Below are 22,322 nucleotides of genomic sequence, written 5' to 3' on the forward strand. Positions count from 1 at the left end.
GAAGGTTGTTACGCCTCCGGAGTTTAGACACTAAAAAAAATTATATTGCTATGAAAACTGTGACATTAAATAGATTAGAACCGCACACCCAGTGTCATCAACACCTGACTGTTTGAGTTCGTGATTTTAGTAGCCGGTAAATCAACGTTGTCAAACGCATAGAAATCTTCTTTGTACGTATTGTATTGATAAGCCAAGTCTGCATAAAACATCTCACCTCTGTATCCAAAACCAATGGTATAGTTATTAATTGCTTTACGATTAGCATATTCGGTATCGGTACGAATCGTGTTAATAGGTAAGTTCTTAAATGTATCGCTAAATGTTGAAGCTGAAGTGTTATTGTAGCCCAAACGGAAAGCAAACTCAGGTACCACCTTAAATTCTGCTCCGAAACGCCAGGTGCTGACACCTTTCAAACCATCTTTAATACCGTTATTTTCAAAAACCATATCACTACCGTTGTCGTACTTCAGTTTCGCTGTTGAATAATCAGAGTACTCGTATTCGGCCCCCAATGCAACAGACTGACCAATGGTATATCCTAAACTAAGGTTGTACTTCCAAGGAGTAATTAACTCATATTTATTAACCGATTCTCCAGGGAAGTCCATCGTGTCATATTGATACAATTCGTCATAATCTATTGTTCCATTGCTATTCATATCTACATCGGAAGTTATAATGGCCGACGCACGATCTTCCAGTTTAAACCAAGTAGGTGTGTGCACAGCAGCTCCAATTCGAAGAGGAAGCGTTTCAAAAGGGCGAACAATCAAGCCCAGTTTAAAATCAACACCCGATCCGTCTGTGTCAAACCAATTTTCTAATGAATAATTGGAAGCATCTCCATTGTACGATTCACTATACATTGAGTAGCGTGAATAATCAACACTATAAGCACCCAAAGTTGCACCTAAATAAATACGGTCATAGAAATTAAATGAAACGTTGAAATCATAAGAATGCACACCTCCTCTTTCACGAGAACGATAAGCACCATTAACGGGTGCGTAAACGAGATTGCCCTGACCATCATCGGTAAACCCTACATTAGTCTGATATTGGTCATTAGTACCTTCCTTCGTACCAATCAATCTTGTTCTCAATGCCATGGCTCCAAGCCAGGGAGCAGCATCGCTACCACCGTCAGTAAACGCAGCATCAGATTTTAAGTAATCGAATTTCAGTCCCTGAGACATTGCTGCAAAGACATCAACTTGCGACATAGTAATCATTTCACCATTTTTAAGCGTTGAAAAAGCCCCTCCCATCGCCATATCCTTATCAAAAGATTTGGCTTTGTGGTAATTGAAGCCGAAGTTTACGTATTTCAAGGCCGTGCGATTACCTATTTTATTAGAGAATACAAATCCCAGATTATCAAATGAACCACGGAATTTATCCGTTTCGTTCGTGCTACTGCCCAGCTTCGATTCCGTATTGAGGCTTTTAAAGCCAAACGAAATCATGGCATCGTTACTTCTGTAAATACCTATACCTGCGGGGTTAGTACCCATGGTAGAAATGTCGCCTCCAAGGGCTCCCATCGCTCCACCCATACCCACAAAACGGGCAGTTCCGTTCAGGTCGTTATCCAAAAGCCTGCTTGCATCATATAAGGTTTGAGCCTGTATGCCCGTCAGAGCCGACACAGACAGAGCTGCTAATATTATCATTTTTACCTTTTTCATAATCGTAGTATTTAACTATTAAGTTATATGCATGAATTAGGAAGTTTCATTCTTGCCGGATTACCGTCTGCTACTTCCACTGCTACGGCTGGAAGAAGAAGAACTGCTTCCGCCGCTGGAACGTGAAGAGCTGCCTCCCGAATAACTTCCACCGCTTGAGCGAGATGAACTGCTGCTTCCCGAATTATAACTTCTGGAAGAAGAAGAGGAAGAGCTACCCGGATTATAACTTCTTCTGCTTTCGCCCGAAGAATATGAACGTGGTTCTGATGAACTACCCCGGCTGTAAGTTGAGTTACTTCTGCTATACGTAGAATTACTTCTCTCAGAACTTCCTGTGCTTACCGAAGAACGACGTGAGCCGGTGGTGCTTCTGTTGTCTGAGCCCACACTCTCGTAAGAGATACTGCTTCGGGTGCTGCTGGGACGCGTATAGGTTGTGCGGCGTGATGAAGAAGCATCCGTGCGGCTGCTTACGTTCGGTCTTTCGCCAACCACTCTGGAACCAACTACTCTGGTACCCACTACCCTTCTCGATGAGTTGCCCGACTGATAGGTACTGGTCCTGCTACTCGTTGATTGTCTGTCGGATACATAAGAAGACCTTCTGGATAATCCGGAATTACGTCCGTCATTGGAATAAGCTGATCTTCTGTTATTGTAATATACGTTTCTGTTGTTATCGACCCAGTGACCGCCGCCATAATGCGGGTGCCCCCAATAGCCTCCACCGTAGTAGCCGCCTCCCCAAGAACCTCCAAAGGAGAAACCAAACCAGCTATTCCAACCGGGATACCAGCTTGAATAATAATAAGGATAATTCCAGCTACCCCATCCGTAGCCGAAGGAGTTAAAGCGCCAGTCCCACCATAAACGGTTTGTATAGGTTGGGAATGCGTATGCGTAGAAACCATCGGTGTACACGTTCCAATCCCACGAATTAACTCCGTATACAATGTCCCAATACAGCGGACTACTTATGTGTATGGCGAAACGCGGATTGCGGAAACGGATAATTCTCTCTGCATATTCGTAATCATCTTCTGATCCGGTAAAGCCGTTGACCCATTCACCATCCAGTTCGGGTTCTTCTTTTTCCTTCACGTACAATGTATCATTCTGCAGAACGAAATCATTCTCCTTCGAACTATATCGACGATTGTATTCATCAACATCGCGGGTATTTCCCTTGCGATCCTGTATTACTACTTTTGAACCGGGTGCAACATATACGTTGGTGTTGACTTCTTTCTTCACCTCTTTCTTTGCCTCCGGAGCTTTTTCCCTGACAGTCGTTTTTTCACTGTCTTTAGAAGGAACGTAGTAAAGATCATCATTAGAGCTTTGTGCCATCATAGCCAATGGAAGGCACAAGGCAAACAGCATACTTAAAACAATCTTTTTCATAATCTCGGGTTTTATAGTTATTAATTCTACTATCACGTTACAAAGATACGCGCGTGTTATTACTTAAAAGGAAGATTTTCCCCAATTCATCATAGGGATTTCCCTAAATGAATTTATCTTTGCGTAAATAATAACATGAATATGAAGTATCTGGAATTTATTTTTAAAACAGAGCCATGCTCAGAAGCGGTAAACGATGTATTGGTTGCCACGCTGGGCGAAGTAGGATTTGAAAGTTTTGTTGACTCCGAAAGTGGAATCACGGCATATATTCAACAAGAGCTGTACCGGGAAGAGTTACTGAAAGCCTCCCTCGAAGATTTTCCCATCGAAAACGTGTCCATCGGTTATACGTGGAGCGAAGCCGAAGACAAAGACTGGAACGAGGAGTGGGAAAAGAATTTCTTTCAACCCATTGTTATCGGTAACCGCTGCGTGATTCACAGCACATTTCACCAAGATGTTCCACAGGCAGAATATGACATTGTGATTAACCCGCAAATGGCTTTCGGAACGGGACATCACGAAACTACCAGTTTGATAATCAGTGAGTTGCTCGATGCCGATTTAAAAGGCAAAACAGTTCTCGACATGGGCTGCGGAACATCCATTCTGGCCATACTTGCTTCTATGCGGGGAGCCGATGCGCTGCTGGCTGTTGACATTGATTCATGGTGTGTGAATAACTCCATTGAAAACATAGCGCTGAACCACATCAACAACATTGAGGTGGAACTGGGCGATGCGGCAACGCTGAACGGAAAAGGTCCCTTTGATGTAGTGATAGCCAACATCAACCGAAACATTCTGTTGCATGATATGGCTGCCTACGTAGCCTGCATGAAACCACAGGCAGAGCTTTACATGAGCGGCTTTTATGCAGAAGATGTTCCCTTGATCAGAGAGAAAGCAGAAAGCCTGGGATTGCATTTTACGCACAGTAAATCGCAAAACAACTGGACGGCGGTGAAGTTTGTCCGCCCCTGATTGAGTCGTTTTGCCTCATAAAAAGTATGAAATAAAGTATCACCAAGTATCACCAACCTTGTAACAAATTGATTATCAGATAATTGCGTGTGACACTTCGCTAAAAAAAAGCCTCACCAAGTATCACCAAGTATCACCAACTTTTTTTAATAAAATAAATGACAGGTAAACGGTAAAATAAAGCCGTAAACACTTGACTTTCCTCGTTATATTTCGTATATTTGAAGAAGGAAAAACAGTGTGTACATCCGGGTGTACAACACACATACACCCCCATGTACAAGGGCTATAGACCCGGGTGTATAAGGTATGTACACCCGGGTCTATATGCTTTTTATTAACCAGTAATTAATCTTAAAGTAAAAAGCTTATGTATTCATACGTAGTTAGAAAGAAAGTGAACAAAAGTGGTTCTGAGGAAGAAATTCGTTACCACGGAATTCCCGTAACTTCGGGGCAAATTGGTGTGTCACAAATGGCCGAAGTAATTAGCGAAAGGTGTAGTCTTACGCATGCCGATGTAGAGGCTTCCGTTATTGCATTGGGCGAAGTCATGCAAGAGTTCTTATCCAAAGGTCACACCGTGTATCTCAAAGGCATTGGCTTATTCTCGGTTTCGGCCAGCAGTGAAGGGTTCAGCACCGCGAAAGAATGCACTCCATCAAAAGTAAAGGCGAAGCGTATTTGTTTCAAAGCCGATAAATACATGAAAGTGTTTATGGGCAAAATCAAATTCATACGAACCAAAAGAGCGCCTCAAAAATGAAAATAACCTTATACAGAAAAGACGGCAAAACCCAGACTCAACGCACATTAGAGCTGATTGCTGCCCTCGAAGCCATGAAAACGGAAATCAAAGCACGCCCCGTATCTACTTTGCGAGAGATGCTGGCCTACGCTTCACCGAACGCAAAAACCGTGTATGCACAGAAAATTCCGTTGTATGCCTTCGGAGGTGTATTCCATCAGCGCGACGGACAGCAGAAAATGGTGCAGTACAACGGCTGTGTGCTGCTGGAAGTTAACAACCTGGCCAACCACAAGGAAGCCACACAGGTAAGAAACGATGTCGCAAGATTGCCGCAAACATTGGTTGCCTTCATTGGTTCGAGTAACAAAACAGTGAAAATAGTAGTACCCTTTACCCTACCCGAAGGGGGACTGCCGCAAGAACACCGTTTGGCCGAGTTTTTTCACGCCAAGGCGTATAGGGATGCCGTGCAATGGTATCAGCCTCAACTTCGGCGTGAAATCATGCTGAAGAAACCCACGTTGGATCATTGCTGCCGCATGAGCTATGACCCCAACCTGTATTACAACCCCGAAGCCGTGCCCATTCGCATCAGTCAGCCCATGAACATGCCGGTAGAGACAACCTATCAGGAAAAAAGAGACATGCAGTCCAACCCGTTGCAACGATTGTTGCCCGGGCTGGAACGCAGCAACGCCATTGCGTTACTTTACAGCACGTCAATGGAGAATGCATTGCGGGAGATTAACCACATTGACTGGGAGGGCGACATGGTTCCGTTTTGCATCAAACTGGCCGAAAACTGTTTCCGGTCGGGCATTCCGGAAGAAGACGCCATTCGCTGGTCCATTTTATACAGTCGCATCAGACCACATTTAAACGTGCTTCGTACCAGTTTCCGCAACGTCTATTCCATGGAGAACAGAGCAAACCTGTTCGGCAACAATCCCTGCATTCCTTCGGGAACTGCACTGATTATACAAATGGAAGAGTTTATGCAACGACGGTATCAGTTACGACGCAACGTACTGAAAAATCAGGTAGAATACAGGGAAGTCATGTCGTTTTACTTCGACTTTCGCAGCGTAAACAAGCAGGCAATGAACTCCATTTGCATGAATGCCATCAGCGAAGGCCTGCCCTCGTGGGATGTGGATATTAAACGTTATCTGGAATCCGACCGTGTGCCGGCTTATAATCCCATAGAAGATTTTCTGTACTCCACCGGCACGTGGGACGGTAAAGATCGTATCGGGGAACTGGCTCGGCGCATAAAATGTGATAACCCCAAGTGGCCGGCACTGTTTCACACCTGGTTTCTGGGGATGGTTGCCGGGTGGCAACAGCTCAATAAGCAGCATGCAAACAGCGTGCTTCCTTTGCTGGTGGGTGATCAGGGGTGTGGCAAGTCAACTTTCTGTCTCAACCTGCTACCTCCCGAGCTTCGCGAATACTACACGGACAGCATTGATTTCAGCAAACGCAGTCAGGCAGAACAGGCTTTGAGTCGCTTTGCCCTGATCAACATGGATGAATTCGACTCCATCAGCGCTTCGTATCAAGGTTTCCTGAAGCATGTATTGCAAAAAACAGTCATACAAACACGCTTACCATACGCCGGAAGCACGGAGCGTATGCCGCGTTATGCCACATTCATTGCCACGAGCAACAATTTCGACCTGCTGACTGACCCTACAGGAAGTCGCCGTTTTATCTGCATTGAAGTAGAAGGACGAATTGATTACAGCAGCGCCATCGACTACAAACAGGTATATGCCCAAGCCATTGAGGAGTTGCGCTGCAAGAAGCCTTGCTGGTTTACACCGAAAGAAGAAGCATACATCACCCGTTGCAATCAAAAATTTCAGCGGATGTTGCCCGAAGAAGAAACCATTTACAGCTACTTTCGTGTACCTGTCAATACGGAGTTGTTTGAGGAACTCACCTGCAGTGAAATGCTGGAACGCATTCAGCGCAAGCATTCAGGCTTCAGGTGTAGCACCACAACAGCCATGAAACTGGGGCGATCGTTGAAAAACCATTTCAGTAACCGCAGGTTACGTCAGGGAACAGTTTATAAGGTGGTGGAAATTAAGAAGTAAATATCTTTGTCTCTGCATGGGAAACCACAGAATAAACACTGCACGATGTGCATAGGACATTAACGCCCAGCGATTTGCCGGGCGTTAATGCTTATTGATTTATAAAAATTATTTACTTTAATAATAATATACCAACATCTCATTTATTATAATAAGCCGAAGGAAGATGCACGAAAATACAAGATAATTTCCACAATTATCAGTCCTACTAAAACATATCCTATAGCAACTACTATTTTAGAGAATTCCACTTTTTGCAATGTTTTATCACGTAAAGTCACTTCTGTGTGAGCGACACGATCTCCAAGTCGCATATTTTTTGAATTAAAAAACATAACAAGTATATCGATATAAGTTAGGAAATAAAATAAATTTCTAATTACGCATTTTACAGGAGATGCTATTTGCATATTATTACTATCTACAACTTGAATACCGACCAAACGCTTTCCTACACTCACGCCACCGAAGCAATCTTTACAAATCAATACTGCCCACACAATAAAGCCAATCATGGGAGAAATGACTTTTACATTCAGACAATTTAATATCATATAAACTAGAAGAGCTAATATAACAGCAATTGCCAGATCAATAACGAACGACACAAATCTTTTATTTTTCATTTCCTTTATTTAATTAGTTCAACTATAAAATTCCAATAATACTTCTCTGCCAACTAGTTTACTATATTAAACCATCCAAATGCAGGTGCATGTAACGAACAGAGTAATCACAGCATACACTATACCAAAATAAATCAGCATCAATCTTTATCGATATAAAAGTCCAAATAGTCCTAAAGAAGAGGCATAAACATGCAAAAGTGTTTCTACAATAGTGAATACTATTAAAACATATCCTATAGCAAGTATTATTTTGTATAATTTCACTTTTTGCAATGTATCATCACGTAAATGCACCTCTGTACGAGCAATACAATCACCCAGTCGCATAGTTTTTGAATGAAAGAACATAACAAGTACATCAATAACGCCTAAGAAATAAAATAAATTTCTTATTACACATTTCGCAGGAGATGCTATTTCCCTATTAGTACTATCTATAATTTGAATGCCAACAAAACGTTTTCCCACACTCATACCGTTAAAGCAATCCTTACAAATCAACAGAACCCATGCAAAAGGGGCCCCAATGAAAGAAAAGCTATTTATATTGAAACAACGTAATGTCACATAAACAAAAATAGCTAATATAACTGCAATTGCCATATCAATAATGAACGCCACAAATCTTTTACTTTTCATGTTTTTTTTATCTTAATATATCTTTCGACAATTCAATGAGAAAATCCCAAACTTCAGTCAGATCAACTTCTATTTCAACTCCAATTATTAAAGCAGCAGAGACATTTATATTTCCTACTTTTTTTTCTGTAGTCTCTTCTTTTTTGACTTCTTTATAATTTTGTTTAGTAGAATCAAAAGTAGTGGTCGTTTTATAATCTTCCGACCATATAGGAACTTTCACTTGAAATCCTTCTTCTTTTACATCATGTGAAGCGTCTAATTGATAGGCATTGTCATATACTTCAACTCCTATAATTCCCACATTAGCTGCAACTCCACTTGTAACCTTAAGACCACCACTTCCCAATTGAACACTTCCCGCATTAACCTGAGCGCCTACATTTACTCCCGAAACCTCAATAGAAGCACCAGCTTTTAATCCAACAGAAATATTTCCTGAGACACTTTTCTGAAGATGCAGCAATGCATCTTTCCAATCTTTTCCATCTGGATCAATTAATTTCAGTGGATTATCTCCTACATACACATACGGACTTATCGAGTAATACTTTTCAGCCAATGAATCCACTGTATTAAATCTCCCCAATGCAGGATCCATATACCGGGCAGAATAATCATAAAGATTAAGTCCTCTCTCCGTATCCAGTTCCTTACCGTTGTACTTGTAAGGTTGCTGGCTGGTTGCGGAACCCTCAGCAAAAGACATCCCGAACGGATAATAATGATTACTCTGAACAATACTGCCACTAGAGCTGGCAATCACACGATTATTACCCAAATGATCCGTCAGGTAAAAATAGTATGTGCCGTTTTCTATATAGCCACCATCAACCAAAATGCGTTTCAATAAGCCGTTTTCATAGATCACATTGCCGCAGTAATCAGTTGTTTTACTACCACCGAGCACCGTTTTCAATTTCCGTCCGTCGGCCGCATACGTGTATGTATTCGTGGCAGAATAAATCTTAAGCGTCTGCGGCAAATTTAATACATTATATGAGATTTCTGTTATACTTTTATTATAATCTTTTATCAGGTTGTCGATCAGGCCGTAAGTAGTGGTACCCGTATTACCTCTGCGACTGAGCAGGGTCATGTTACCGTGCTTGTCATAAGCGTAAGAGGTATTGAAACGATCATTGGCATTGCCGTTTTCCAGACACCCCGCTCCGGTAAGACGAGAAAGGTTGTCATACGTAAAGTTGTAACCTCTTGTTTTGTTCTCTCCCGAAACGCTCCAGCTCATGGCAGAGATGTTACCGTTATAACGAGGGGTATTGCCCGCATAAGTATCATTATAGTAAAGAGTCTGACTAAAAAGAGGAGAAGCAACGGACTTAATCCAAGAACGGATGTTATAGGCATACGAGCTGGTCAGAGCGGATTGCTTATTCTTTTTGTTCGTTTAGTGCCACTCAATAAATCATCAGGCTAAAATTACAACTAATTATCAAACTTGACTTCACTCATATCTGAAAGTTCTTCGCTTAGTATAATCATTGAAATATGATCTATCTCAATGGAATTAAAGTAAATATTATGTTTAGACAAAAGATAGATCAGGTAATCTCTATTGGTGTTTTGTCCAAATGCAGGGTATGGTTTTTTCCCGACCAAAGGAAACCGCTCTTCTTCATTCCATAATATAAACGTTTTATCTGTATCAGACTCAGTTAGTCCTATTTTAAAGTATTTTTTTATCAGGCCTGAAACACCGTTTTTTTTATAAATTGAATCTATTACGGAATCAGCACATATACGGTAATTATGCTTTAAGGCTTCATCATAATACTTTTTAGCAACATTTATAGGAGAGCCGTTTTTCATTTGCATATAAAGATATTCTTCAAGGTTATTGAGTTTAAAATCTTCACTGAGCTTGTCGATCAAACCTTGAGCTGATACACAAACTAGAATTATTTCGGAGTTTCCCGAATAAATAAGTGGACATATTTCTGCATCCCATTTAATAGCATTTTTCAAATAGCGTTTCCTCTTATTGATACAAGAGAAACAAGATAAGACAGACAACATTATTAAAAATAATTTTAATATTTTCATAGACAATTAATATTTTGATAAATACTCTTTACGATACTTTTTTTTATAAATCCATAAATCAACGATTACTCTTGAAAATAGGAACTGCCCTATAACAAAGACAATCTACCATCACTGAAATAACTAATCAAAGCCAAAACATTAATAGCTTACAACAAATGTAACACATTATGTGAGATTCCTATTATAATTTAATCAATTATCAGCGGATATAACTTGAAGAAAAAATAATTTATAGCTACTTTCGTGTATCAGTCAATAAAGAGGTGAACATGAAAAAAATCGCAGTTTTAAGGCGTTATAAGGATTTAAGGATATGGTGTACGATAACAGTCGGAGTTATCGTACTCTTATCTTGCTCTACTGAAAAAGAAAAAGCAGTAATTACCATAACAAATAAAGATATCTATCTTGATGCCGAAGGTGCACAAAGTCAAAAGATACAAATCATATCAAATACAGAATGGGAAATAAAAAGTAATGAAGACAACTGGCTTTACATTAATAGAGAAACTAACAAAGGCGACACCGCAACCGTTTTTATAACAGCAAGTCCTAACACCGGGCTGCAACGAAGTACACTCATCAGTATAATTAATGAAGAGTTACCTGAACAAGTCATTACTATTACACAAGACGGGATTCGTATTGTGCCCGATTTTGAATATGTAGACGAGATAGACCGGTATCGGCTGATAAACAAATCATATAGTATTCCCTCATCCAAAGAACTAGTTGAAAATTGGGAAATAGTTGACCGTAAAAGCATGATACAAAACGATTTATATACTTATTTCATGCTTCCCGCCACTGATTCTCGACCGGATTCTATCGAGGTGAAACTAACCATGAGCAGCCCGGACTGTGAGGCAAGCACTGTGAAACACCTGCCATTGCCTCCCCTCACCTGGTATCGGGTATACAAAATCGGCAAACAGGTAGACACAAACCAATCAAACAACAAGAATTACAATTGGTATATTGATCAGACTAACACAGGCACTTACAGCAATATGAATTGTGGACCGACCTGCGCAACGATGGCATTGATGTGGGTCAATAAGGACTTTAATCATTCGGCTGAAGAAGCCAGAAATACGTACTTGTTAGATGGAGGTGCCTGGAGTACCCGAACTATTATGGATTATCTAAACAAATATGGTGCCAACCATCACGTAATGAGCTTCAACGAGTGGAAAGTCAACGATTTGATTGCCGAAATAAATGCCGGGAACATTGCTATTTTATGTCTGGATATTTATTATGTGCGAACTCAAACGAAAGGTGAGCAATGGGAATTAGATAAATTCTACACTACAACCAACAAATCATCAGGGCATTTTATTCTAGTAAAGGGGTATTATGTGATTAACAATACTGTTTTCTTTGAAATATATGACCCCTGGTCCAAAGGGAAAACCTATGCCAATGGTCTCTACATGGGATGTGACAGAGTATATCGACGGGAAGATATTGTCAACGCTACAAATGTATGGTGGAAATATGCCATCATAGTGCATCCACAATCACAAAATACACGATCATTGTATAATAATAACATACCAGAGTTACAGAATGTACCGGTACAGTTTGGGTGGTAACGGGACTTGTATTATGAGCAAAATGTCATGAAAAAACAGTCTGACAAAATAAAAAAGGCTCAATCATTTAATAGTAAGTGCCTCTAAATCTTCAAGAGTACCATTAAATACATTCAAATCAACCTCTTCTTTGATTCCTTTCACCGAGCCAACATCCGTATGCTGCCAAAAATACCATTTACCTGCGTATTTAACTGAATCAACATAATAATGTGCTATCCAATACGGATAAACATCGAAAGAGGGATCATTGAGGTATTTGGTTTTGAATTTGTGGGAAGTGTATAAAATGGGCTTTACTTTGTAATGCGCCTCCACGCGGTCAAGCCATATCTTGAGACTCTTTTGAAGCTCACTTTTACTTTTCCTGCCGGTTAGTTCCACATCAAGCACAGGTGGAAGGTCTCCTTTTCGTAAAGTTACGGTTTTAATGAAAAAATCAGCCTGTTTCAGTGCATCGGTCTTCGGCGAAAAGAAGTGATAGGCACCTCGAATAAATCCGTATTTATGGGCTAAAGCGAAGTTTTTTTGAAAAGTGTCATCACCCAGGGTTGCGCCCTCTGTTGCTTTCATAAATATAAACTCGATAGGGAAATCAGTTTCTTGGTTCTGAGCAAAAAGTTCTTCCCAATCAATTCTTCCTTGGTAATGTGACACGTCTATGCCGTGAACATCATAGCAGCAAGGCATGCAAACGCCGTATTCTTTTTGTCCGCCACACGGTTTCCAGCGGTAAGCATACGGACGAATAAAGAAATAATAAAAACTGGCAGAAAAAGCCAGGATGAGAAACAAAGCCAGCACATTGCGTAACCACACAGGCATGGAGCGGGAAGTTTTTTTCCGCTTACGTTTCGTTGATTTACTTCGGGAAGTTGTTGATTTTTTAGAGGTTCGTCTTCCCCGCACAGTGCTAATTCCGGTCATGTTTCAGGCTGAAAAGAAATAAAAAGCCGGTAACAGTCATGAAGAAATACATGCTTATTACCGGCCGGTATTCAAAAATTATTATTTAGCTTGTTCAAGCTGCAATGTTTTAGTTGGCTGATCACAAACTTCTGTAGGACCAAAGTACTGAATAGGACCCGGATATACATAAGCTGTTTCTATAGCCCACTTGTCACGTTGTGCAACAAATGCTTTGAATGGTGCACCATCAAGTTTAACCAAAGCTTTCTGGATAACCGGTTTCATTTCGCCGTGACGACGTTCCATGTTCATCATCATCGTAATGGGCACACCACCTGCAATCCATTGATCGGCTGGAGCTGTTGTGTTACGAACCGATGACATATAACCGGTTTTACCGTCTGCTATAAGCATAGAAGCCGTGTAACCCAATGAGTAACAGTAGTCTGCATCATAATTTGAAGGCGCTGCGCAACGTCCTTCATAACCAAAGAAGTGATGTTGAGAAGCGAACTTTCCAACAAACTTACCTTCTGCTTTCCATTGAGCCAATTTTGTAGCCACCATTTCAGAAAGAAGCTTTTCGGTCTCAATCAATGATACCTGTACATTTCCATGAGGATCTCTGTCAAGAGTTAATTGACGAGCGACTCCTTCAGGCAAGCTAGCATAGATATCTGCATTTGCTTTTGAAAGTTTTGAAATGATATAGTCTCTCTGATGAGATTTCTTGATGTGCGAAAATTCCTCTGCATTGGCAGCCAAGAAGTCGTTCAATTCAGAGATCAGTCTCTTCATTGCCGGAATAAACTCAATCAGACCTTCGGGAATCAGTACGGTACCGAAGTTATTGCCCTGAGCAGCTCTGTTGGCTACAATCTGGGCGATGTAAGTTACCACGTCGTCCAAAGACATGTCATTAGCCTCAACTTCTTCAGAAACAATGCATACATTCGGTTGAACCTGAAGTGCGCATTCCAAAGCGATGTGAGAAGCCGAACGACCCATCAGCTTAATGAAGTGCCAGTATTTACGGGCCGAGTTACAGTCGCGCTGGATATTTCCAATCACCTCGGAGTATACTTTACAAGCTGTATCAAAACCGAAAGAAGTTTCAATCATCTCATTTTTCAAGTCACCGTCAATTGTTTTAGGACAACCGATCACTTGAACACCGTATTTTTTAGCAGCATAATATTCTGCTAAAACACAAGCGTTCGTATTAGAATCATCACCACCGATAATCACCAAAGCTTTGATTCCTAATTGCTTCAGAATTTCATAACCTTTGTCAAACTGTTCTTCCTTTTCAAGTTTGGTACGGCCTGAACCGATTATATCGAAACCACCTGTGTTGCGATATTCATCAATGATATCTGCAGTTAGTTCCATGTAGTTGTGATCAACCAATCCACCGGGACCCAATATAAATCCGTAAAGTTTGCTATCGGCATTCAATTTCTTAATACCGTCAAACAATCCGGAAATAACATTGTGCCCGCCGGGAGCTTGTCCGCCCGAAAGAATAACACCTACATTGACCGGAGAAAAAGATGTTTCTGATGCTGATTCAACAAATTGTATCAATGGCATTCCGTAGGTATTGGGGAAAAGCTCTTTAATAGCTTCCTGATCTGCAACCGATTGTGTAGCAGCTCCCTCTTTCACCTGAACAAATCCTTTCAACGCTTTTGGCAGCTTGGGTTGATAAGCTGCTCTTGCAATTTGCAATGCACTTTTAGTCATTTTTCTATTTTTATTTAAAGGGGTTAGTAAGTTCTGTTTTTAAACGCGAGCAAATTTCGCTTTTTTTTCTGAATTATGAAAATACAAGAGGAGTAAATACCTGCTAAGTACCTCAAAATACGAAAAAACGTACATTTAATAGCATAAATCCAAAGATTCTCCTTATCTTTACCCCATATATTTTAATTTAAACCACATAAATTGTAAACATTATGGCAAGTAGAAGAGAACTAAAAAAGAATGTAAATTATATCTTGGGAGAATTATTCACCGAGTGCCTCATACAAACAAACTATGTACCCGGAACTAATAAGGATAAAGCTGAAGAAATTATGCTTAACATTCTTAAAGTACAAGATGACATAGTATGCCGCATAAGCCACACGGAACCCGGTAATGTAAAAGCATTCTACAAAAAATTGCGTGCTGATTTCGATACCAAAGTAAACGAAATCATTGATTCAATCGGTAAGCTAAATTAATAGTCAGAGTATTTGTTAGAATGAAAAAAGCAATTTACAGCTTTATTTACTTTCGTATCTTGGGATGGAAAGTAGTTCTTGATGTACCTAACTACGACAAGTGCATAGTATGCGCAGCTCCTCATACAACCAACTGGGATTTATTTATCGGAAAATTATATTACGGTGCCATTGGCAGAAAGACTAGTTTCATGATGAAAAAAGAATGGTTTTTCTTTCCTCTGGGACTTTTATTTAAAGCCGTTGGTGGAATTCCCGTTGATCGCGGTCGTAAAACGTCATTAGTAGACCAAATGGTTAATCATTTTCGCACAAGTAAAAGATTTCATTTGGCAATAACCCCTGAGGGCACACGTACAGCAAATCCTAACTGGAAGAAAGGCTTCTATTATATTGCAATGAAAGCAGAGGTGCCCATCATATTAGTTGCCATTGATTATCCAAGCAAGACAATCACTTCAAACAAGGTAATTATTCCTTCTGGTGATATGGATAAAGATATGCGTGAAATCAAATTGTATTATCAACAGTTTAGAGGGAAACATCCTGAAAACTTTGCTACAGGTTTGTAAGTTGATTCCATGTTGTTAAACGACTTAAGAATAACCATCATTCAAACAGAGATTATCTGGGAGAATAAGCAGGAAAATCTCCGTTCACTCCGCAGCAAGCTCGAAAAGCTCTGCGGAGAAACGGATCTTGTTGTTTTGCCTGAAATGTTTTCAACAGGTTTCAGTATGCGCAGTGATGTATTAAGTGAAAGCATCACGGGAATGACCATTACAACACTTCAACAATGGGCTTCCGAGTTCAATCTGGCCATTGCAGGTAGTTATATAGCCTGCGAAAATACCTCTTATTTTAACCGCGCCTTTTTCATTACTCCTGAAGGCGACTCCGTATTTTACGACAAACGACATCTTTTCCGTATGGGAGGTGAAACTGAAGCTTTTGCCGCCGGAGATAAAAAAAGTATTATTCATTATCGGGGCTGGAATATTTGTCTGTTGGTTTGTTACGACATACGTTTTCCGGTATGGAGCCGAAACGTAAACAATGAATATGACCTTCTTATTTATGTGGCAAACTGGCCTGCAGGAAGAAGATCCGTGTGGGATATACTACTCAAAGCCCGTGCTATTGAGAATGCATGCTATGTGTGTGGGGTTAATCGCATTGGGAAAGACGCATTCAACATTGATTACAACGGAGGAAGTGTGGTTGTTTCTGCCCGGGGAGATGTCATAGCGCAAGTCCCTGATAATGAGGATCACTTTGCTACCGCCAAGCTAAATTTAAAAAACCTGCATCTATTCCGCGAAAAGTTTCCCACCTGGAAAGATGCCGACTCGTTTCACATCGATTAAAACGTTTTTCTTTCAACTGTTTTGAGCTCTTTCCGAAGAGAAACAAATGTTAAAAACCTGCTGATTGCACAACAATATGATACTAAAAAGAGTTTCATAACAAACTGATTTAGTATATTTGTCGTGAATAACAGTCACACGACTTTAATTTAACATAACTCAAAAAAGAACTTATGAAAACAAATCTTAGTTCTCAAATCACTCTCAACAGGGTTTCCCCCAGATACTACAAACCCGAGAATGCATTTGAGAAATCGGTGTTAACCCGATTTGAAAAAATTCCTACAGACATATTTGAATCTGCTGAGGAAGGTGCCAACCAAATAGCTTACGAAATTGCTCAAACCATTAAGGAAAAGCAAAAAGTGGGCAAATTTTGTGTTTTGGCTCTAACAGGAGGCAACTCTCCCCGAAATGTTTATTCGGAATTGATACGGATGCATCAACAAGAAAAGCTGAGCTTCCGAAATGTTATTGTATTCAATTTATACGAATACTATCCGCTGGCCCTTGATGCAGTTAATAGCAATTTCAATGCATTGAAAGAGATGTTTCTCGATCACGTTGACATTGATAAACAAAACCTCTTTACTCCGGATGGAACCATTGCCAAAGATACCATATTTGAATATTGCAAGTTGTATGAGCAAAGAATTGCCAGTTTTGGTGGTATTGACATCGCTTTATTAGGAATAGGAAGGGTTGGAAATATTGCTTTTAATGAACCAGGATCCCGATTAAATTCTGCAACGCGACTTATTCTCCTTGATAACGCATCCAGAAACGAAGCAGCCAAATCATTTGGTAGCATAGAAAGCACACCGGTTAGTTCTATCACGATGGGAGTTTCTACCATCCTCGCCGCTAAAAAGATATTTCTTATGGCTTGGGGAGAAGACAAAGCTCACATGATAAACAATTGTGTAGAAGGTGCTGTAACAGATAATATTCCTGCATCATACATACAGACACACAACGATGCGCATGTAGTGATTGACCTTTCGGCTGCGGCAAATCTTACCCGCATACAGCGGCCATGGCTGGTTACTTCCTGCGAATGGAATGATAAACTCATTAGAAGTGCTATTGTATGGCTTTGCGCCATCACCAAAAAGCCTATTCTTAAATTAACAAATAAGGATTACAACGAAAACGGACTAAGTGAATTGTTGGCTTTGTATGGCTCTGCCTACAACGTTAACATCAAAATATTCAATGATTTTCAACACACCATTACCGGGTGGCCCGGTGGTAAGCCCAATGCTGATGACACTTACCGCCCTGAACGCGCCAAGCCTTTCCCGAAAAGGGTTGTTGTTTTTTCTCCGCATCCTGATGATGATGTGATTTCCATGGGTGGCACTATTCGCCGACTGGTTGAACAGAAGCACGAAGTGCACGTTGCATACCAAACTTCGGGAAATATAGCAGTAGGCGATGAAGAAGTTATTCGTTTCCTCCATTTTATCAACGGATTTAACCAATTATTCATTGAGAGTGCCGATAAGGTTATCAATGATAAATATGCGGAGATCCGTGAATTTCTGAAAGACAAAAAAGATGGTGACATGGACACTCGCGACATTCTGACGATCAAAGGTCTGATTCGTCGCGGCGAGGCACGCATTGCTTGTATGTATAATAATATTCCATTAAACAGATGCCATTTTCTGGATCTTCCTTTCTACGAAACGGGTAAAATTCAAAAAAATCCTATCAGTGAAGCGGATGTGGAAATCGTAAGGGCTTTGCTTCGCGAAGTAAAACCACATCAGATATTTGTAGCAGGAGACTTAGCCGATCCGCACGGAACACATCGTGTATGTACAGATGCTGTATTTGCTGCAATTGACTTAGAGAAAGAAGAGGGAGCCAAATGGTTGAAAGACTGCCGCATATGGATGTACCGAGGTGCATGGGCAGAGTGGGAAATTGAACACATTGAAATGGCTGTACCTATCAGTCCGGAAGAATTAAGAGCCAAACGTAATTCAATCCTCAAACATCAGTCGCAAATGGAAAGTGCACCGTTTATGGGTAACGACGAACGTCTGTTTTGGCAGCGTAGTGAGGAGCGTAATCGTGGCACTGCTGCACTTTACGATAGTTTAGGACTAGCTTCTTATGAAGCAATGGAAGCTTTTGTTGAGTATATACCTTTATAATAAGGACATACCGTAACAATTAATTAAACAAGCTATTGGTTGTCCGGCTTTCTCTTTGAAGTGAAATACCGGTAACCAATGGCTTGTTTTTCTTTGGGATGTTAATCATCCTTAACCTATCATTTTTTCTTTTTTTCCTTATTACTAATACTTTTGTGTTTCAAATAAAAGAAAAAATGAAAAAGCTGACTGTTTTACTGACCCTGCTATATCTATCTTTATTCAATAATACCATTCTCGCTCAGGATTTGGAGCGTAATGTGGAAGACCGTTTAAAAAGTTATTTCAGACAATACAAACCGTTAAGAGCCAACATCGGGACTTGTAAACTAGACAGTTTCAGGATTGATTACAACCGAAAGAAGTTGTTTGTATATGCAGGTGATAACTTTGCCAGCCAGCCTTTTTTGCCAGAAATCACTGAAACAATTTATCAGGAGCTAAAGCAATTGTTGCCGGGGCCTGTTTGTTTCTATGACATTCAGGTTATTACCAACCGGAAAGAAATCAGTGAACTTATTCCCAATATTTACAGGAAATCTAAGAAAGACAAATCTCGCCTTTTTGCAAACATTGAATACAAAGGGGCACCCTGGGTGATCAATAACTCACGTCCTTACAACATCAGTAAAGGTCTTAATGGTCAACACGTGGCACTTTGGCAAAGCCACGGCAAATATTTCATTAATGACAAAAAAGAATGGGGATGGCAACGGCCCAGATTGTTTTCTACAACTGAAGATCAATTTACTCAATCTTTTATTCTGCCCTACGTCATTCCGATGCTTCAAAATGCAGGTGCGGTTGTTTACACTCCGCGTGAAAGAGATACGCAGAAGCAGGAAGTGATAGTTGATAATGATACTCACAAAGGTAGTTCTTTTTATCTGGAAGTTAAAAGCAGAAAAGCACGATGGGAAAAAGCAGAATCTAATGGTTTTGCCCAGCTTAAGCCAACTTATCAAGATGGTGAAAATCCTTTTTTGCATGGCACAGCCCGCTATGCAGCTACGGAACGGAAAAAGGATAAAGCATTTGCCGAATGGGTGCCCGAAATTCCGGAAACAGGCAAATATGCTGTATATGTTACTTATCAAACAATGAAAAACAGTGTGAGTGATGCCAAATATCTGGTATTCCACAAGGGAGGTGTTACTGAATTCAAGGTGAACCAACAAATAGGTGGAGGCACATGGGTTTATTTGGGAACATTTGAATTTGACAAGGGAACCAATGACTACGGCATGGTGGTACTTAGCAACGAAAGTAAAGAGAAAGGAATCGTTTGCGCTGATGCAGTACGCTTCGGAGGAGGAATGGGTAACATTGTCAGAGGAGGAAGTACCAGCGAATTACCCCGATATCTGGAAGGAGCTCGATATAGCGCACAGTGGTACGGCATGCCATACGAGGTTTACGGAGGGCGTAAGGGTAGCAATGATTATATTGACGATATCAATACGCGGGCCAATGCCGTGAACTACTTATCGGGTGGTTCTGTTTACAACCCCACAGAAAAAGGATTAGGGGTTCCTCTGGAGATGACGCTTGCTTTACACAGCGATGCAGGATTTGATAAAGAAGATGATATAATAGGATCTCTAGCTATTTGCACAACAAACTTTAATGATGGAAAATTAAATGCAGGAATCAATCGTTTGGCTTCGCGTGATTTGGCTGACATTATGCTGTCTCAACTTCAAAACGATATATCATCAACCTTCAATTTACCATGGAGCCGCAGGCAGTTATGGGATAGGAATTATAGTGAGACTCGCTTGCCTGCTGTCCCTTCAACCATTGTGGAACTGTTGTCGCATCAAAATTTTGCAGATATGCGTTTGGGGCACGATCCAAACTTTAAATTTACCGTAGGGCGTGCATTGTACAAATCCGTACTTCGCTTTCTATCAACGCAGCACAACAAAGATTATATTGTTCAGCCCTTGCCGGTAGATCATTTTTCTATCCGTTTCGGGAAAAAGAAAAATACGGTGGAATTAAACTGGAATGCTGTGAACGATCCACTCGAACCGACTGCTAAGCCTAGAGAATATATAGTGTACACGCGCGTGGGCCGTGGAGGTTTTGACAATGGGGTTACGGTAAACGCTACAACTTATACAGCCAAAATAGAACCTGGATTGGTTTATTCTTTTAAAGTTGCTGCTGTTAATCACGGTGGAGAAAGTTTTCCATCGGAGATTCTGTCTGCCTATAAAGCCCGCAAAGAGCGTGGACGGGTTCTTATTATCAACGGATTTGACCGTCTAAGTGCTCCGGCAATAGTCAATAATGAGCAGCAAGCCGGATTTGATATGGAAGAGGATCCGGGTGTGGCTTATCTGTCGGATATATCTATTTGCGGAGTGCAAACAGGATTCGACAGGAGTAAAGGTGGCAAAGAAGGAAAAGGGTGTCTGGGTTATAGCACCGGCGAACTGGAAGGTATGCAAATAGCCGGCAATACGTTTGATTATCCTTTCATTCACGGAAAAGCCATACAGGCAGCCGGTTCATTCAGTTTCGTATCGTGTAGCGATGAATCGGTTGAAAGTGGTGAGGTGCCATTGGACGCATACAATGTAGTCGACCTGATATTAGGTTTGGAAAAAGAGAATACAAGTGGCATTCAGGCCGGACAGACCTATTACAAAACGTTCTCTTCTGCCATGCAAAGAGCATTAACGTCGTATAGTTTGTATGGAGGTAACATTTTCGTGAGTGGCGCTTACATTGGCAGTGACATGAGTTCATCACAAGGTAACCGCGAGTTCACGGAGAAAATTCTGAAATATGGCTACCAAGAATCGTTGCAGGAAAACCGATCGGGAGGTATCAGCGGGTTAGGAAAAACGATTTCAATACCTCGTTTGCCTAACGAAAGATCGTATGCTGTTACAAAGCCCGACTGCCTGGTTCCTTTGGCTCCGGCCTTTTCAGTATTCAGCTATCTGCCTGGCAATCAGAGTGCAGGGGTGGCTTTCAAAGGAGATTACCGTACATTTGTAATGGGCTTTCCTTTCGAAAGCATTGAATCCGAATACGACCGAGCCTCTATTATGGCCTCCATACTAAAGTTTTTCTCCGATAAATAGCCTTGCATGTAAATAGGTACAAATTAAGTTAAGAATGTAAAGTGGTAGTTGTTTTTTCAATTTAAAGTTTATCTTTGCCCTATAGTAATAACCTAAAAAAACAACACTATGTACACTATACAAGCAAATCCATCGGGCACACGCAGCATGGAAATATCTAAAAAGAACCTACAAACCATTGAGAAATATGGTCTGTTCCGCCACCTGATTGACAGTACCGGAATTGTAGATGAGGAAGTTCTTGAAAAATTAAAATTGAATGTACGTTCTCTGATTGCATCGGAAACTGAAAATAGCAAAGACCTGCTTGACCTCTGTATTGATGTTATTTATCACAATAACATGAAAGCTTTTGGACTGCAACAGCTTATAAAACTTTATATAAGTTGGTTTAAAAAAGAAGAAGAGGAGGACGACGAACCATGAAAACGATAAATACTTGCGAAGAAGTCAGATACAACCCGCTGGTTCCGGCTGTTGCTGCCATAGCAACAGCCAAACCCGGAGAAAGCATCAAAATAATCATGAATGACAGTAGTGCATTTAGTGATATTAAGGCTTACTTGTCGGAACAGAAAATTGGTTTCAGAGAAATATACGACGGCGAGAAAATGAGTCTGGAGTTCACTAAACATGAAGCCATCTGAAGCCTGATTGCGTAAATAATCAGAATTATCCGTA

General features: G+C 40.7%; 19 protein-coding genes. 11 read left to right on the top strand and 8 right to left on the bottom strand.

Features of this window, described 5'->3' with window-relative positions; genetic code table 11:
• Nucleotides 1–74: 74 nt before the first annotated feature.
• Both ACKPCE_RS14395 and ACKPCE_RS14400 read right to left on the bottom strand, forming a co-directional pair.
• On the bottom strand, nucleotides 75–1,694 hold the full coding sequence (locus ACKPCE_RS14395) for a hypothetical protein (protein WP_319505690.1): 1,620 nt from the start codon (nucleotides 1,692–1,694) through the stop codon (nucleotides 75–77).
• A gap of 60 nt (nucleotides 1,695–1,754) precedes the next feature.
• Nucleotides 1,755–3,101 carry a hypothetical protein gene (locus ACKPCE_RS14400; RefSeq protein WP_319505691.1) on the bottom strand — a complete coding sequence of 449 codons (1,347 nt, stop codon included), beginning with the start codon at nucleotides 3,099–3,101 and terminating at the stop codon, nucleotides 1,755–1,757.
• 141 nt (nucleotides 3,102–3,242) lie between these two features.
• Between ACKPCE_RS14400 and prmA the strand changes: the two genes are divergently transcribed.
• From prmA to ACKPCE_RS14415, 3 genes are all read left to right on the top strand, one after another.
• Nucleotides 3,243–4,088: a 50S ribosomal protein L11 methyltransferase gene (gene prmA / locus ACKPCE_RS14405; protein WP_319505692.1), complete on the top strand. Its 846-nt coding sequence runs from the start codon at nucleotides 3,243–3,245 to the stop codon at nucleotides 4,086–4,088.
• 370 nt (nucleotides 4,089–4,458) lie between these two features.
• Nucleotides 4,459–4,854 carry an HU family DNA-binding protein gene (locus ACKPCE_RS14410; RefSeq protein WP_024996737.1) on the top strand — a complete coding sequence of 132 codons (396 nt, stop codon included), beginning with the start codon at nucleotides 4,459–4,461 and terminating at the stop codon, nucleotides 4,852–4,854.
• Nucleotides 4,851–6,941 (top strand): BT4734/BF3469 family protein, encoded by a 2,091-nt coding sequence (locus ACKPCE_RS14415; RefSeq protein ID WP_319505693.1) that lies wholly within the window; start codon nucleotides 4,851–4,853, stop codon nucleotides 6,939–6,941. The genes ACKPCE_RS14410 and ACKPCE_RS14415 overlap by 4 nt, the downstream gene beginning before the upstream one ends.
• Nucleotides 6,942–7,087: 146 nt before the next feature.
• On the opposite strand, the gene ACKPCE_RS14420 is transcribed toward ACKPCE_RS14415, so the two are convergent.
• The 4 genes from ACKPCE_RS14420 to ACKPCE_RS14435 form a co-directional block, all read right to left on the bottom strand.
• Nucleotides 7,088–7,567 (bottom strand): RDD family protein, encoded by a 480-nt coding sequence (locus tag ACKPCE_RS14420; protein ID WP_319505694.1) that lies wholly within the window; start codon nucleotides 7,565–7,567, stop codon nucleotides 7,088–7,090.
• Between the two features lie 147 nt (nucleotides 7,568–7,714).
• Complete coding sequence (locus ACKPCE_RS14425; protein ID WP_319505695.1) at nucleotides 7,715–8,209, bottom strand: RDD family protein; 495 nt, start codon at nucleotides 8,207–8,209, stop codon at nucleotides 7,715–7,717.
• Nucleotides 8,210–8,216: 7 nt separating this feature from the next.
• Nucleotides 8,217–9,458, bottom strand: coding sequence for an RHS repeat domain-containing protein (locus ACKPCE_RS14430; protein ID WP_319505696.1), 1,242 nt, complete (start codon nucleotides 9,456–9,458; stop codon nucleotides 8,217–8,219).
• Between the two features lie 197 nt (nucleotides 9,459–9,655).
• Nucleotides 9,656–10,273, bottom strand: coding sequence for a hypothetical protein (locus tag ACKPCE_RS14435; RefSeq protein WP_319505697.1), 618 nt, complete (start codon nucleotides 10,271–10,273; stop codon nucleotides 9,656–9,658).
• 272 nt (nucleotides 10,274–10,545) lie between these two features.
• Here ACKPCE_RS14435 and ACKPCE_RS14440 point away from each other — a divergent pair, with 272 nt between their 5' ends.
• Nucleotides 10,546–11,874, top strand: coding sequence for a C39 family peptidase (locus ACKPCE_RS14440; protein WP_319505698.1), 1,329 nt, complete (start codon nucleotides 10,546–10,548; stop codon nucleotides 11,872–11,874).
• A gap of 63 nt (nucleotides 11,875–11,937) precedes the next feature.
• Here the strand turns inward: ACKPCE_RS14440 and ACKPCE_RS14445 are convergent, their stop codons facing one another.
• Nucleotides 11,938–12,801: a glycoside hydrolase family 25 protein gene (locus ACKPCE_RS14445; RefSeq protein WP_319505699.1), complete on the bottom strand. Its 864-nt coding sequence runs from the start codon at nucleotides 12,799–12,801 to the stop codon at nucleotides 11,938–11,940.
• Between the two features lie 81 nt (nucleotides 12,802–12,882).
• A complete protein-coding gene (locus tag ACKPCE_RS14450; RefSeq protein ID WP_024996790.1) occupies nucleotides 12,883–14,529 on the bottom strand; it encodes a diphosphate--fructose-6-phosphate 1-phosphotransferase in 1,647 nt (548 codons plus the stop codon).
• A gap of 212 nt (nucleotides 14,530–14,741) precedes the next feature.
• On the opposite strand from ACKPCE_RS14450, the gene ACKPCE_RS14455 reads away from it, so the two are divergent.
• The 7 genes from ACKPCE_RS14455 to ACKPCE_RS14485 all read left to right on the top strand — a co-directional run bounded on the left by ACKPCE_RS14455 (nucleotide 14,742) and on the right by ACKPCE_RS14485 (nucleotide 22,288).
• Entirely contained in the window at nucleotides 14,742–15,011 is a 270-nt protein-coding gene (locus ACKPCE_RS14455) for a hypothetical protein (protein WP_319505700.1), read from the top strand.
• Between the two features lie 20 nt (nucleotides 15,012–15,031).
• Complete coding sequence (locus ACKPCE_RS14460; protein ID WP_276993803.1) at nucleotides 15,032–15,583, top strand: lysophospholipid acyltransferase family protein; 552 nt, start codon at nucleotides 15,032–15,034, stop codon at nucleotides 15,581–15,583.
• A 9-nt stretch (nucleotides 15,584–15,592) separates the two neighbouring features.
• Nucleotides 15,593–16,378, top strand: a complete 786-nt coding sequence (locus tag ACKPCE_RS14465) for an amidohydrolase (protein ID WP_308765484.1) — start codon at nucleotides 15,593–15,595, stop codon at nucleotides 16,376–16,378.
• Nucleotides 16,379–16,551: 173 nt separating this feature from the next.
• Nucleotides 16,552–18,543, top strand: coding sequence for a glucosamine-6-phosphate deaminase (locus ACKPCE_RS14470; protein ID WP_319505701.1), 1,992 nt, complete (start codon nucleotides 16,552–16,554; stop codon nucleotides 18,541–18,543).
• Between the two features lie 176 nt (nucleotides 18,544–18,719).
• Nucleotides 18,720–21,641 (top strand): golvesin C-terminal-like domain-containing protein, encoded by a 2,922-nt coding sequence (locus ACKPCE_RS14475; RefSeq protein ID WP_319505702.1) that lies wholly within the window; start codon nucleotides 18,720–18,722, stop codon nucleotides 21,639–21,641.
• A gap of 108 nt (nucleotides 21,642–21,749) precedes the next feature.
• Nucleotides 21,750–22,067, top strand: a complete 318-nt coding sequence (locus tag ACKPCE_RS14480; RefSeq protein WP_276964261.1) for a DUF8442 family protein — start codon at nucleotides 21,750–21,752, stop codon at nucleotides 22,065–22,067.
• Nucleotides 22,064–22,288 (top strand): sulfurtransferase TusA family protein, encoded by a 225-nt coding sequence (locus ACKPCE_RS14485; RefSeq protein WP_276993811.1) that lies wholly within the window; start codon nucleotides 22,064–22,066, stop codon nucleotides 22,286–22,288. The genes ACKPCE_RS14480 and ACKPCE_RS14485 overlap by 4 nt, the downstream gene beginning before the upstream one ends.
• Nucleotides 22,289–22,322: the final 34 nt, after the last annotated feature.

It is taken from the genome of Bacteroides graminisolvens, from assembly GCF_963666085.1.
GTDB classification, from domain to species: Bacteria; Bacteroidota; Bacteroidia; order Bacteroidales; family Bacteroidaceae; genus Bacteroides; species Bacteroides graminisolvens.

Excerpts from the sequence above, each read along its gene's own strand:
- ACKPCE_RS14395 (WP_319505690.1), bottom strand. The coding sequence starts at position 1,694 with ATGAAAAAGGTAAAAATGATAATATTAGCAGCTCTGTCTGTGTCGGCT.
- ACKPCE_RS14400 (WP_319505691.1), bottom strand. The coding sequence starts at position 3,101 with ATGAAAAAGATTGTTTTAAGTATGCTGTTTGCCTTGTGCCTTCCATTG.
- prmA (WP_319505692.1), top strand. The coding sequence starts at position 3,243 with ATGAAGTATCTGGAATTTATTTTTAAAACAGAGCCATGCTCAGAAGCG.
- ACKPCE_RS14410 (WP_024996737.1), top strand. The coding sequence starts at position 4,459 with ATGTATTCATACGTAGTTAGAAAGAAAGTGAACAAAAGTGGTTCTGAG.
- ACKPCE_RS14415 (WP_319505693.1), top strand. The coding sequence starts at position 4,851 with ATGAAAATAACCTTATACAGAAAAGACGGCAAAACCCAGACTCAACGC.
- ACKPCE_RS14420 (WP_319505694.1), bottom strand. The coding sequence starts at position 7,567 with ATGAAAAATAAAAGATTTGTGTCGTTCGTTATTGATCTGGCAATTGCT.
- ACKPCE_RS14425 (WP_319505695.1), bottom strand. The coding sequence starts at position 8,209 with ATGAAAAGTAAAAGATTTGTGGCGTTCATTATTGATATGGCAATTGCA.
- ACKPCE_RS14430 (WP_319505696.1), bottom strand. The coding sequence starts at position 9,458 with ATGAGCTGGAGCGTTTCGGGAGAGAACAAAACAAGAGGTTACAACTTT.
- ACKPCE_RS14435 (WP_319505697.1), bottom strand. The coding sequence starts at position 10,273 with ATGAAAATATTAAAATTATTTTTAATAATGTTGTCTGTCTTATCTTGT.
- ACKPCE_RS14440 (WP_319505698.1), top strand. The coding sequence starts at position 10,546 with ATGAAAAAAATCGCAGTTTTAAGGCGTTATAAGGATTTAAGGATATGG.
- ACKPCE_RS14445 (WP_319505699.1), bottom strand. The coding sequence starts at position 12,801 with ATGACCGGAATTAGCACTGTGCGGGGAAGACGAACCTCTAAAAAATCA.
- ACKPCE_RS14450 (WP_024996790.1), bottom strand. The coding sequence starts at position 14,529 with ATGACTAAAAGTGCATTGCAAATTGCAAGAGCAGCTTATCAACCCAAG.
- ACKPCE_RS14455 (WP_319505700.1), top strand. The coding sequence starts at position 14,742 with ATGGCAAGTAGAAGAGAACTAAAAAAGAATGTAAATTATATCTTGGGA.
- ACKPCE_RS14460 (WP_276993803.1), top strand. The coding sequence starts at position 15,032 with ATGAAAAAAGCAATTTACAGCTTTATTTACTTTCGTATCTTGGGATGG.
- ACKPCE_RS14465 (WP_308765484.1), top strand. The coding sequence starts at position 15,593 with ATGTTGTTAAACGACTTAAGAATAACCATCATTCAAACAGAGATTATC.
- ACKPCE_RS14470 (WP_319505701.1), top strand. The coding sequence starts at position 16,552 with ATGAAAACAAATCTTAGTTCTCAAATCACTCTCAACAGGGTTTCCCCC.
- ACKPCE_RS14475 (WP_319505702.1), top strand. The coding sequence starts at position 18,720 with ATGAAAAAGCTGACTGTTTTACTGACCCTGCTATATCTATCTTTATTC.
- ACKPCE_RS14480 (WP_276964261.1), top strand. The coding sequence starts at position 21,750 with ATGTACACTATACAAGCAAATCCATCGGGCACACGCAGCATGGAAATA.
- ACKPCE_RS14485 (WP_276993811.1), top strand. The coding sequence starts at position 22,064 with ATGAAAACGATAAATACTTGCGAAGAAGTCAGATACAACCCGCTGGTT.